Genomic DNA, 12,050 nt, shown 5'->3' with positions numbered 1-12,050 from the left:
CCTGGGCTGCTTCCTTCCTAGGGTCGAGTCCATGACGATCAGCGAAGAGAAGACCGCGGAGTACGCCCCCGAGGAGCCCGTGGAGTACGCCCCCGAGGAGCCCGCCCGCCTGGACTGGGCCAAGCACGCGCCCGAGGTCTACAAGGCGATGGTCCGACTGGAGATCGCCGCCCGGCAGGGCCTCGACCACAAGCTGTACGAGCTGGTGAAGATCCGCGCCTCCCAGCTCAACCACTGCGCCTTCTGCATCGACATGCACACCAAGGACACCCTCGCGGCGGGCGAGCGCGTCGAGCGGATCGTGCAGCTCAGCGCCTGGGACGAGTCGCGGCACTTCTACACCGCGAAGGAGCTCGCGGCCCTGGAGCTGACGGAGGCCGTGACGGTCCTGACGGACGGTTTCGTGCCGGACGAGGTGTACGAGAAGGCCGCGACGCACTTCGAGGAGGCCGAGCTGGCGCAGCTCATCGCCGCCATCACGACGATCAACGCCTGGAACCGGTTCGGCGTGACCTGCCGGATGACGCCGGGGCACTACCAGCCGGGCCAGTACAAGTGACGGCCCGGACCCGGCTGCTGGACCCCGGGGTCGCCCGGGCCATGTCCGCCCTGAGCGCCACCGCCAAGCAGGGCCTCGGCGATCCGGCCCTGGCCGAACTCGTGGTGATCCGCGCCTCGCAGCTCAACCACTGCGCGTTCTGCCTCGACATGCACCTCGCGATCGCCCGCGAGCACGGCGTGGGCGAGCAGCAGCTCGATCTGCTGGCGGCCTGGGAGGAGGCCGGGGACGTCTTCGACGAGCGGGAGCGGGCGGCGCTCGCGCTGACGGAGGCGGTGACCGTGCTGACCGAGGGTTTTGTGCCGGACGAGGTGTACGAGCGGGCCGCGAAGCACTTCGACGAGGTCCGGCTCGCGCACCTGATCGGGCTGATCGTCGCCATCAACAACTGGAACCGGGTGATGGTCGCCCGCCGTGTTCCGCCGGGGGGTCACACGCCATGAGCAAGGCCGACACGTTCCGAGCCCTGCACCACCACCGGGCGCCCGGGGATCCCCTCGTCCTGCCCGGGCCCTGGGACGCGGCCAGTGCCCGGGTGTTCGCCGAGGCGGGGTTCCCGGCGCTCGCCACGCCCAGCGCCGGGGTGGCCGCCTGTCTCGGGTACGAGGACGGGCAGGTCCCGGCCGACGAGATGTTCGCCGCGGTCGCCCGGATCACCCGGGCCGTCGACGTGCCCGTGTCGGCGGACGTGGAGGGGGGATACGGGCTCGCGCCGAAGGAGCTGGTGGAACGGCTGCTGGAGGCGGGGGCGGTGGGCTGCAACCTGGAGGACTCGGCGGGCGGGGTGCTCAAGGACCCGCACGCGCACGCCGCCTGGCTGGCCGAGGTGCGGGAGGCGGCGGGTGACCGGCTCTTCGTCAACGCGCGCGTGGACACCTTCGCGCGCGGGGTCGCCGACCCGGAGCGGGCCATCGAGCGGGCCGCGCTGTACGTCGCCGCGGGGGCCGACTGCGTCTACCCGATCGGCGCCCCGCCGGACGTGCTGCCGCTGCTGCGGGCCGGGATCCAGGGGCCGATCAACGTCGGGACCCTGGTCGACGAGGGCCCCTCGCCCGCCGAACTCGGCGCGCGAGGGGCCACCCGGATCACCTTCGGGCCGGGACTCCAGCGGCGGGCCGCCGGCGCCCTGCGGGAGATCGCCGCCGGCCTGCGACGGCGGTGACGCTCAGGACAGCCACTTCTTCCACGTGGACTTGTGGCTGTCCACCCACTTCTTCGCCGCGTCCTCCGGCGACATCTTCTGCTCGGCGATCATCAGGGAGACCTCGTTCTGGTCCTCGGTCGTCCACCGGAACTTCTTCAGGAAGGCCGCCGCCTTGCCGCCGTTCTTCGCGAAGCCCGAGTTCAGGTACTTCTGCAGCGGCGTGTGCGGATAGGCGCAGGCGACCTTCTCCGGGTCGGCGTCGCAGCCCTCCTTGTACGGCGGCAGCTTCACCTCGGTCATCGGGACCTTCTTGAAGAGCCACTGCGGCGCGTACCAGTAGGTGAGGAAGGGCTTCTTCTCCTTGGCGAACTGCTTGATCTGCGTGATCTGCGCCGCCTCGGAGCCCGCGAACACCACCTGGTAGTCCAGCTTCAGGTTCTTCACCAGCGCCTTGTCGTTGGTGACGTAGGACGGCGAGCCGTCCATCAGCTGGCCCTTGCTGCCGCTCTCGGGGGTGCGGAACAGGTGGGAGTACTTGTTGAGGTTCTTCCAGTTCGTGATGTCCGGGTGCTGCTTGGCGAGGTACGTCGGCACGAACCAGCCGATGTGGCCGGTGACGCCGAGTCCGCCGCCCCGGGCGATCGTCTTCTTGTCGTCGACGTACCGCTTCTCCTGCTCGGGGTGGCCCCAGTCCTCCAGGATCGCGTCGACGCGGCCCTGGCTGAGGGCGTCCCAGGCGGGCACCTCGTCGACCTGGACGGTGTCGACGCGGTAGCCCAGCTCATGTTCCAGCAGGTACTGGGCGACGGCCACGTTGGCCTGGGCGCCCACCCAGGACTGCACGGACAGGGTCACGGTCTTGGCGCCCTGCGCGTTGGCGAAGGGCGACGCCTGCTTGGTCATGTCGGCGGCGCCGCAGCCGGTGAGCAGCGCCAGGGAGCTCACCGCGGCGACCGCGGCGGTCGTACGGACTCGCATGTCACGCTCCCTTCTTCGCGCGGCGTTCGGTGGGCTGGGTCACCCGGTCGAGCATCAGGCCGAGGCAGACGATCGCCACGCCGGCCACCAGACCGGTCGCCAGGTCGCCCTGGGCGAGGCCGAAGACGACGTCGTAGCCGAGCGCGCCACCGCCGACCAGGCCGCCGATGACGACGACGGCGAGGACCAGGACGAGGCCCTGGTTGACGGCGAGCAGCAGGGCGGGGCGGGCCAGCGGCAGCTGGACCTGCCGCAGTTGCTGCCAGCTGGTCGCGCCGAGCGAGCCGGACGCCTCCAGCGCGGCCGGGTCGACCTGGCGCAGGCCCTGGGTGGTGATGCGGACGACGGCCGGCAGCGCGTAGACGATCGCGGCGGCGACGGCCGGGGCGCGGCCGACGCCGAACAGGGCGACGACCGGGATCAGGTACACGAACTGCGGCATCGTCTGGAAGACGTCGAGGACGGGGCGCAGTGCCCGTTCCAGGCGGTCGCTGCGGGCCGCGGCGATACCGACGGCGAAGCCGACGACGAGGGTGACGGCGACGGCCGCGAGGACCTGGGAGAGGGTGTCCAGCGACGGCTTCCAGACGCCGAGGACGCCGATCGCGGCCATGGCGAGGACAGCGGTGAGCGCGGTGCGCCAGGTGCCGATCACCCAGGCCAGGGCGGCGACGATGAGCAGCAGGGACCACCAGGGCAGCCCCTGCAGGCCGTCGCGGACCGGGTCGAGGACCCAGGTGGTGAAGTGGCCCGCCCAGTCGGCGGTGCCGCCGATGACGGGGACGCCGGAGTACAGGTGCGCGGTCATCCAGTCGACGGCGCGGTTGACGGGCTCGGCGATGCCCACGACCCAGGCGTCGGGCCAGTCGAGGCGGCCCGCGAGCCGTCCGGCGACCGCCACGGCGACGACACCGGCCAGGGCGAGCAGCCAGCCGAGCCGGCCGCGGGGCTCCGGTGCGGCGCCGAGCTTCTCGCCCGCCGCGCCGGTGACGCGGTCCAGGACGACGGCCAGCAGCACGATCGGGATGCCGGCGGCGAGCGCGGCGCCGACGTCGACCGAGGCCAGCGCCTGGTAGACGCGGTCACCGAGGCCGCCCGCGCCGATGACGGCGGCGATGACGGCCATGGACAGCGCCATCATGATCGTCTGGTTGACGCCGAGGAGGAGTTCCTTGCGGGCCAGCGGGATGCGGGCGGTCAGCAGCCGCTGGCGTGCGGTGGAGCCGAGCGACTCGACCGCCTCGAGCACTTCCTTGTCGGCGCCGCGCAGGCCGAGCGCGGTGAGGCGGGCCATGGGCGGGGCGGCGTAGATGACGGTGGCCAGGACGGCCGCGGGGACGCCGATGCCGAAGACGAGGACGACCGGCAGCAGGTAGGCGAAGGCGGGCAGCACCTGCATGGTGTCCAGGACCGGGCGCAGCACGCGGTCCATGCGGTCGGACAGCCCGGCGGCGAGCCCGAGCAGGGCGCCCACCACGACCGAGGCGAGGACCGCGACGACCATCAGGGCGAGGGTCTGCATGGTCGGCACCCACATGCCGAGCAGGCCGCAGGCGAGGAACGCGACGGCCGTGCCGAGCGCCAGCTTCACACCGGCCACCCGCCAGGCGACCAGGGCGCCCAGGGCGGTGACACCGGCCCAGCCGACGGCCAGGAGGGTGAGGTAGACGGCCCGGACGGCGATGACGACGACGTTGCTGACGTGGCCGAAGAAGTACAGGAAGAGCGGGTGGCTGTCGCGGTTGTCGATGATCCAGTCGCTGGCCTTGGCGAGCGGCTCGGAGAAGTCGACGGTCAGCGCGCTCGGCCAGGTGCCGCTGGCCCAGCGGGCGTTGGCCAGGGGGACGAGGATCGCTGCCGCGACCGCGAGCAGGAGGAGCTTCTGGACGGCCCGGTTCTTCAGCAGTCCGGGCAGGCCGATGCGGGGCGGGTTCGCCGTGATGGTCGCCATCACACCGCCTCCTTGGGCTGCTCCGTCCCCGGCGGGGCGGGCTGCTCCGTGCCGGCGACGACGCCGAGGAGGGTGTCGGAGTCGACCACGCCCACGCACCGGCCCTTGTCCACGACCCGGGCGGGGGCGCCGGCGCGGGCGACGGCCTCGATGGCCTCGGAGACCGTCGCGTCGGGCCGGACCGCCGGTCCGCTGCCGTCCAGCTCCGCCGACGGGCGGCGCATGGCCGTGCGGACCGTCATGACCTGCTCGCGCGGGACGTCCCGGACGAACTCGCGGACGTAGTCGTCGGCGGGCGAGCCGACGATCTCCTCGGGCGTGCCGAGCTGCACCACCCGGCCGTCCCGCATCAGGGCGATGCGGTCGCCCAGCTTGAGGGCCTCCTGGAGGTCGTGGGTGATGAAGACCATCGTGCGGCCCTCCTCCCGGTGCAGCCGGACGACCTCCTCCTGCATGTCGCGCCGGATCAGCGGGTCGAGCGCGCTGAACGGCTCGTCGAAGAGGAGGACCTGGGGGTCGACGGCGAGGGCCCGGGCGAGGCCCACGCGCTGGCGCTGGCCGCCGGAGAGCTGGCCGGGGCGGCGGTGCTCCATGCCCTCCAGGCCGACCTTGGCGACGACCTCGGCGGCCCGCTCGCGCCGCTCGGCCTTGCCCATGCCCTGGATCTCCAGGCCGTAGGCGACGTTGTCGAGGACCGTGCGGTGCGGCAGCAGGCCGAAGTGCTGGAAGACCATGGCGGCGCGGTGGCGGCGCAGTTCGCGCAGCCGGGAGCGGTCCATGGCGCGGACGTCCTCGCCGTCGATGGCGATCGTGCCGGCGGTCGGCTCGATCAGCCGGGTCAGGCAGCGCACCAGCGTGGACTTGCCGGAGCCGGACAGGCCCATGACGACGAAGACCTCGCCCTTGCGCACGTCGAAGCTGACGTCCCGGACGGCGGCGGTGCAGCCGGTGCGGGCGCGCAGCTCGGCGGCGTCCAGGGCGGTGAGTTCGGGGTCGCCGGGAATGCGGTCGGCCTTGGGGCCGAACACCTTCCACAGGCCCTCCACCGAGAAGACGGGGGTGGTGTCCATGGTCTGCTCCGTCGGGGGTTCGAGGGTCGCGGTCACTTGGCACCACCACCGATCAGCTCGGCGGCCTTCTCCCCGACCATGAGCACGCCGATCATCGGGTTCACGGTGGTCATGGTGGGGAACACGGAGGCGTCGGCGATGCGGATGCCGTCGAGGCCGCGGATGCGCAGCTCGGGGTCGACGACGGCCAGCTGGTCGTCGGCGGCGCCCATCTTGCAGGTGCCGGCCGGGTGGTAGACGGTGTGCGCGACCTTGCGGGCGTACTCGCTGAGTTCCTCGTCACCGGTGACGTCCGGGCCGGGGGCCACCTCGCGCTTGAGCCAGCCGGCCAGCGGCTGGGTCTTGGCGATCTCGCGGGCGATCTTGATGCCGTCGACGAGGGTCCTGCCGTCGTAGTCGTCCTCGTCGGTGAAGTAGCGGAAGTCCAGGGCGGGCTTGACCTCGGGGTCGGCGCTGGTCAGGTAGAGCCGGCCGCGGCTCTTGGGCTTGGGGATGTTCGGGGTCATGGAGACGCCGAACTCCGGCCGCCGGTAGCCCAGTCGCTCCGGGTTGTCCGTGAAGGGGATCTGGTAGAAGTGGAACATCAGGTCGGGGTGCGGCAGTTCGGGGTCGCGCCGCACGAACAGGCCCGCGTCGGAGTCCATCGCGGAGTTCTCCGGGATGGGGCCGTTGGTCTCCCAGACGATGACCGACTCGGGGTGGTCGAGGAGGTTCTCGCCGACGCCCGGCAGGTCGTGCGCGACGGGGATGCCGAGCTTCTCCAGGTCGGCCCTGGGGCCGATGCCGGAGTGCATCAGCAGCCGGGGCGAGTCGACGGCACCGGCGCACAGCAGGACTTCGTTGCGGGCCTTGACGAGGATCTCCTCGCCGTCCTTGGTGCGCACGTGCACGCCCTCGGCGCGGTTGCCGTCCAGCTGGAGCTTGTACGCCCAGGTCTCCAGCAGGATCGTCAGGTTGGGCCGTTCGTCCATCACCGGGTGCAGGTACGCCACCGACGCCGAGGACCGCTTGTTGTTCTCGGGGTGGTAGGCGAGGTCGAAGAAGCCGACGCCCTCGGTGAAGGGCTTCTTGTTGAAGCCGTCGACGCGCGGCACGCCGAGCGCCTCCTGGGCGGCGTCGACGAAGTCGCGGGCGATGGCGTTCCGGTCCTTCTCGTCGACCGGGACGATGTTGTTGAGCAGCCGGGCGAAGTACGCCTCCATCTGCACCGCGCCCCAGCCCTTGGCGCCGGCGGCCTCCCACTCGTCCCAGTCGGCGGGCAGCGGCTTGAAGGCGATCAGGGTGTTGTGCGAGGAGCAGCCGCCCAGGACGCGGGCCCGGCTGTGCCGGATGTGCGAGTTTCCGCGTGGCTGTTCGGTGGTGGGGTAGTCGTAGTCGAGTTCGCCGCCGAGCAGGCCCATCCAGCGGCGCAGGGTCAGCACGTCGTCGCGGCCCACGTCGCTGGGGCCGCCCTCGATGACGGCGACGGTGACATCGGGGTTCTCGGTGAGACGGGAGGCGATGACGGAACCAGCGGTTCCGCCGCCTATCACGACATAGTCGTACTCATGACTGGCGTGGGACATGGCGTGCTTGCTCCAGTGGGGATGAAGTGGACGGGCTCGGGAGACGGGGGGTTCAGCCCGGGGCGCGGGGGTCGCCCCGGGGCGGGTTCGGCAGCCCGGTCGGGGAGGGGGCTCAGCCCGCGAACCAGCGCACCGGCTTGGGGGCGAGGTTCTGGTAGACGTGCTTGGTCTCTCGGTACTCGGCGAGTCCGGCCGGGCCGAGTTCGCGGCCCACTCCGCTCTTGCCGAAGCCGCCCCATTCCGCCTGCGGCAGGTAGGGGTGGAAGTCGTTGATCCAGATCGTGCCGTGGCGCAGCCGTCCGGCGACGCGGCGGGCGCGGCCCGGGTCGGCGGTCCAGACGCCGCCCGCGAGGCCGTACTCGGTGTCGTTGGCGAGGGCGACGGCCTCGTCCTCGGTGCGGAAGGTCTCGACGGTGAGGACCGGTCCGAAGACCTCCTCCCGCACGACGCGCATCTCGCGGTGGCAGTGGTCGAGGACGGTCGGCTCGTAGAAGTAGCCGTTCTCCGGGCGCTCCGGGGACGGCTCGGGGCGCTTGCCGCCGGAGCGCAGGACCGCGCCCTCCTTCAGGGCGGACTCGACGTACATCTCGACCTTGGTGCGCTGCTGCTCGGAAACGAGCGGGCCGCACTCGACGCCCTCCTCGGTGCCTCGGCCGAGGCGGATCTTCTCGGCGCGCCGGGCGAGTTCGGCCACGAACCGCTCCCGCACCGACTCCTCGATGATGAGGCGGGCGCCGGCCGAGCAGACCTGGCCGCTGTGGATGAAGGCGGCGTTGAGGGCCTGGTCGACGGCGGTGTCGAAGCCCTCCTCGGTGGCGCAGGCGTCGGCGAAGACGACGTTGGGGTTCTTGCCGCCGAGTTCGAGGGCGACCTTCTTGACGGTGGGCGCGGCGGCCTGGGCCACCTTGGTGCCGCTGACCAGGCCGCCGGTGAAGGAGACCAGGTCGACGTCGGGGTGCTCGGAGAGCCGGGCGCCGACCGAGTGGCCCGGGCCGGTGACGATGTTGGCGACCCCGGCGGGCAGTCCGGCCTCGACGAGCAGGTCGATCAGCGCGATCGTCGTCATCGGCGTGATCTCGCTGGGCTTGATGACGAAGGTGTTGCCGGCGGCGAGGGCCGGGGCGATCTTCCAGCTGGCCTGGAGCAGCGGGTAGTTCCAGGGCGTGATCATCGCGCAGACGCCGATGGGCTCGTGCACGACGACGCTGTGGATGTCGGGCGAGCCGGCGTCCACGACCCGGCCGGGGGCCTCGCCCGCGACCAGGTCGGCGAAGTAGCGGAAGGCGTCGGCGACACAGTCGATGTCGACGCGGCCCTCCTCGACGGTCTTGCCCGCGTCCTGGGCCTCCAGCCGGCCCAGCTCCTCCCGGTCCCGCACGAGCAGGTCGGCGACGCGGCGCAGCAGCGCGGCCCGCTCGGTGACGGGGGTGTGCGGCCACGGCCCCTCGTCGAACGCCCGGCGGGCGGCGGCGACCGCCAGGTCGGTGTCCTTCTCGTCGCCCTCCGCGACCACGGCGAACGGCAGGGCGTCCGCGGGGTCGAGGATCTCGCGCGTGGCGCCGGAGACGGCCGCACGCCATTCCCCTCCCGCGTGGATGGTTTCGCGCGCCTGAAGCTCGGTACTTTCCGCCATGATCGCTTTTCGCCTTCCGTTCCTGATCAGCGCCTCTGTGTCACACACGTGTCACCAAGACCGAGTGCGCCTGCCCTGCGCCCCCGGATGCATGCGCGATCCGTGGCCGAAAGTGCGCTGTGTCACGGGAGATGTGGACAATCAGGGGCAGACCACCCGCCGATCAGGGCCGGGACGTCAGATCGCCCAAGGCCGGAAGCCGTCCGGCGGGTCCTCCCCCACCCGTCCGTCGATCGCCTCGCGGAGGAGGTCGGCGTGCCCGACGTGCCGCGCGTACTCCTCGATCAGGTCGACCAGCAGCCGCCGCACACTCGGGGACCGCCCGTCCCTCGTGGTGAACGCGGCGAGCCGGCCGGCGTCGCTCCCGGCGAGCACCTCCCGCAGGTTCGCCCGGGACCGGGCCACGGCCCGCGCCCACCCCGCGTACAGCTGCTCGGGGGTGTCGCCGGCGGCCGAGCTCCACTCCCGGTCCGGCTCCGCGTCCCGGTCCCCCGCGCGCCACTCCGGCGCGGGCTCGTTCCCGAGCAGCCGCACGGAGAGGTACTGGTCCTCGACCAGGGCGAGGTGCTTGAGCAGCCCGCCCAGGGTGACCGAGGAGGCTGCGATCCGCACCCCCAGCCCGGCCGCGTCCAGCCCCTCCGCCTTCCAGGCGAACGTCCTGCGCTGTCTCTCCAGGGAACCGACGAGGGTCGCGACCTCGTCGCCGGCGACCGGCGGCTCCAGCGGCACCGCTTCAGCGTGCTGAGTCATGCCCCGAAGGCTAGAGCCCGGGTCTGACAACGGGCCGGGAACTCGGCACATCCGGTCGACGCGTTCGGTCGACGCGTCCGGTCGACGCGTTCGGTCGACGCGCGGGGTTCCTTTGACTAAAGTCAAAGATTATGGAGTCAGTGTCGACCGGGCAGGTGGCGGCCTTCCGCCGGTTCAACCGCTACTTCACACGCCGGATCGGTGTGCTGAACGACCACTACCTGGGCCAGGACCGCCCGCTCGGCGAGGCCCGGCTGCTGTTCGAGATCGCCGAGAGCCCGGCCGGTGTCTCCCTGCGCGAGCTCCGGAGCCGGCTCGGCCTGGACGCCGGGTACCTCAGCCGGATGACCAAGGCCCTCCAGGCCCAGGGCATGGTCCGGCTGCGCACCCACCCGGACGACAACCGGCTGCGCATGATCGAACTGACCCCGGCCGGCCGCGCCGAGGTCACGGAGCAGAACCGCCGCGCCGACACCCTCGCCTCGGACGTGCTGAAGGGCCTGGCCGCACCCCAGCGGCAGCAGCTCACCGACGCGCTGGCCACCGCCCGGCGGCTGCTGCGCCTCGCGGCCATCACCGTCGAGCCGGTCGACGGCCACGCCCCGGACGCCCGCGCCTGCCTCGACGCCTACGCCGCCGACCTCGACGCCCGCTTCCCCGAGGGCTTCGACAAGGCGGACCTGGTCCGGCCCGAGCAGGTCTCGGGGGAGGCGGGCGCGTTCTTCGTGGCGTACGAGGAGGGCCGGCCGGTGGGCTGCGGGGCGCTGCGGGGGCTGGAACCCGGCGTGGGCGAGATCCGCCATGTGTGGGTGCACCCGGACGCCCGCCGCCTCGGCCTCGCCCGCCGGCTGCTCACGGCGATCGAGCGGGAGTCCCTGCGCCGCGGCTGGCACGTCGTACGGCTCGACACGCACGCCGTGCTCACCGAGGCGCGGGCGATGTACCGGGCGTGCGGCTACCGGGAGATCCCGGCGTACACCGACCACGTCTACGGCCAGCACTGGTTCGAGAAGCGGCTGGCCCCCTGAACGCTGGCGGCCCCGCACCGGAGGAACCGGTACGGGGCCGCCAGCGAGAACCGGCTGTCAGATGAGGCCGAGGCCGCGGACCGCCTCGCGCTCCTCCTCGAGCTCCTTGACGGAGGCGTCGATCCGGGCGCGGGAGAACTCGTTGATCTCCAGGCCCTGGACGATCTCGTACTTGCCGTCCTTGCAGGTGACGGGGAAGGAGGAGATCAGGCCCTCCGGGACGCCGTAGGAGCCGTCCGACGGGATGCCCATGGAGACCCAGTCGCCCTCGGCCGTGCCGTTGACCCAGGAGTAGACGTGGTCGATGGCGGCGTTCGCGGCGGAGGCGGCCGACGAGGCGCCACGGGCCTCGATGATGGCGGCGCCGCGCTTGGCGACGGTCGGGATGAAGTCCTCGGCCAGCCACTTCTCGTCGTTGACGACCTCGGCGGCGTTCTTGCCGGCGACCGTGGCGTGGAAGATGTCCGGGTACTGCGTGGCGGAGTGGTTGCCCCAGATCGTCAGCTTCTTGATCTCGGAGACCGGGGTGCCGGTCTTCTTCGACAGCTGGGTCAGGGCGCGGTTGTGGTCCAGGCGGGTCATGGCCGTGAACCGCTCGGCCGGTACGTCCGGCGCGGCGGCCTGGGCGATCAGGGCGTTGGTGTTGGCCGGGTTGCCGACGACCAGGACCTTGATGTCGTCCGCGGCGTGCGCGTTGATGGCCTGGCCCTGCGGCTTGAAGATGCCGCCGTTGGCCTCCAGCAGGTCACCGCGCTCCATGCCCTTGGTGCGGGGGCGGGCGCCGACGAGCAGACCGACGTTGGCGCCGTCGAAGGCGACGTTCGGGTCGTCCGTGATGTCGATGCCCTGCAGGAGCGGGAACGCGCAGTCGTCCAGCTCCATGGCCGTGCCCTCGGCCGCCTTCAGCGCCGGCGTGATCTCCAGGAGGCGCAGCTTCACCGGCACGTCCGCGCCGAGCAGCTGACCGGAGGCGATGCGGAAGAGCAGGGCGTAACCGATCTGGCCGGCCGCGCCGGTGACGGTGACGTTCACGGGAGTGCGGGTCATGGCGTTCTCCGTATGACAGCTGGCGGTGGGGCCGGGTTCCTGCCCCGGACGTTTGATCGATCTCTCGGCGTCAAGAGATCGATCCAGCGGTCAGGCTATCGCGCATCCGGGATCCCGGACGGCCGGGTCGGTGTGGCCCACCCCACAACACTCTCCGATGCCGCGCGCGAAAGGCGGCCGCCCGTCCGGGAGAGGGGGACGAGGCGGCCGCCTGGGGGGAACCGATCGTGCCGGAATCCCGTGGGGGTACCGTTCGCGTGCCCGCGATTCCCGCGGGCATGCCTCCCTCTCGGAAATTCCTTTCCGGCCGCCCACTTGGAGTGGC

11 protein-coding genes are annotated in these 12,050 nt (G+C 72.0%); 4 read left to right on the top strand and 7 right to left on the bottom strand.

Going from position 1 to position 12,050, the window contains the following annotated elements; all coding sequences use genetic code 11:
* Positions 1 to 31 precede the first annotated feature (31 nt).
* The 3 genes from C1703_RS24505 to C1703_RS24495 are packed head-to-tail and all read left to right on the top strand — an operon-like array spanning position 32 to position 1,721.
* Positions 32 to 559 (top strand): carboxymuconolactone decarboxylase family protein, encoded by a 528-nt coding sequence (locus C1703_RS24505; RefSeq protein ID WP_114254877.1) that lies wholly within the window; start codon positions 32 to 34, stop codon positions 557 to 559.
* The gene (locus C1703_RS24500; protein ID WP_114254876.1) at positions 556 to 1,002 is read left to right on the top strand and encodes a carboxymuconolactone decarboxylase family protein; all 447 of its coding nucleotides are present in this window, start codon (positions 556 to 558) and stop codon (positions 1,000 to 1,002) included. The genes C1703_RS24505 and C1703_RS24500 overlap by 4 nt, the downstream gene beginning before the upstream one ends.
* Positions 999 to 1,721 (top strand): isocitrate lyase/phosphoenolpyruvate mutase family protein, encoded by a 723-nt coding sequence (locus C1703_RS24495; protein ID WP_114254875.1) that lies wholly within the window; start codon positions 999 to 1,001, stop codon positions 1,719 to 1,721. The genes C1703_RS24500 and C1703_RS24495 overlap by 4 nt, the downstream gene beginning before the upstream one ends.
* Before the next feature lie 3 nt (positions 1,722 to 1,724).
* On the opposite strand, the gene C1703_RS24490 is transcribed toward C1703_RS24495, so the two are convergent.
* The 6 genes from C1703_RS24490 to C1703_RS24465 all read right to left on the bottom strand — a co-directional run bounded on the left by C1703_RS24490 (position 1,725) and on the right by C1703_RS24465 (position 9,650).
* Positions 1,725 to 2,681: an ABC transporter substrate-binding protein gene (locus C1703_RS24490; RefSeq protein ID WP_114254874.1), complete on the bottom strand. Its 957-nt coding sequence runs from the start codon at positions 2,679 to 2,681 to the stop codon at positions 1,725 to 1,727.
* Between the two features lies 1 nt (position 2,682).
* Entirely contained in the window at positions 2,683 to 4,632 is a 1,950-nt protein-coding gene (locus C1703_RS24485; protein ID WP_114254873.1) for an ABC transporter permease subunit, read from the bottom strand.
* Positions 4,632 to 5,702 carry a glycine betaine/L-proline ABC transporter ATP-binding protein gene (locus tag C1703_RS24480; protein ID WP_114257564.1) on the bottom strand — a complete coding sequence of 357 codons (1,071 nt, stop codon included), beginning with the start codon at positions 5,700 to 5,702 and terminating at the stop codon, positions 4,632 to 4,634. Before C1703_RS24480 ends, C1703_RS24485 begins: the two co-directional genes overlap by 1 nt.
* Before the next feature lie 32 nt (positions 5,703 to 5,734).
* Positions 5,735 to 7,267 carry a GMC oxidoreductase gene (locus C1703_RS24475; protein ID WP_114254872.1) on the bottom strand — a complete coding sequence of 511 codons (1,533 nt, stop codon included), beginning with the start codon at positions 7,265 to 7,267 and terminating at the stop codon, positions 5,735 to 5,737.
* Positions 7,268 to 7,379: 112 nt separating this feature from the next.
* Positions 7,380 to 8,900, bottom strand: a complete 1,521-nt coding sequence (locus tag C1703_RS24470) for an aldehyde dehydrogenase family protein (protein ID WP_114254871.1) — start codon at positions 8,898 to 8,900, stop codon at positions 7,380 to 7,382.
* A 177-nt stretch (positions 8,901 to 9,077) separates the two neighbouring features.
* Positions 9,078 to 9,650, bottom strand: coding sequence for a DinB family protein (locus C1703_RS24465; protein ID WP_114254870.1), 573 nt, complete (start codon positions 9,648 to 9,650; stop codon positions 9,078 to 9,080).
* Between the two features lie 131 nt (positions 9,651 to 9,781).
* Between C1703_RS24465 and C1703_RS24460 the strand changes: the two genes are divergently transcribed.
* Positions 9,782 to 10,678 carry a helix-turn-helix domain-containing GNAT family N-acetyltransferase gene (locus C1703_RS24460; protein WP_114254869.1) on the top strand — a complete coding sequence of 299 codons (897 nt, stop codon included), beginning with the start codon at positions 9,782 to 9,784 and terminating at the stop codon, positions 10,676 to 10,678.
* A 57-nt stretch (positions 10,679 to 10,735) separates the two neighbouring features.
* On the opposite strand, the gene C1703_RS24455 is transcribed toward C1703_RS24460, so the two are convergent.
* On the bottom strand, positions 10,736 to 11,725 hold the full coding sequence (locus C1703_RS24455) for a malate dehydrogenase (RefSeq protein WP_031119905.1): 990 nt from the start codon (positions 11,723 to 11,725) through the stop codon (positions 10,736 to 10,738).
* Positions 11,726 to 12,050 lie beyond the last annotated feature (325 nt).

Source organism: Streptomyces sp. Go-475, from assembly GCF_003330845.1.
Classification (GTDB): Bacteria; Actinomycetota; Actinomycetes; order Streptomycetales; family Streptomycetaceae; genus Streptomyces.
The sequence above is the reverse complement of the archived record's forward strand: the minus strand, read 5'-3'. Positions and strand labels throughout refer to the sequence as shown.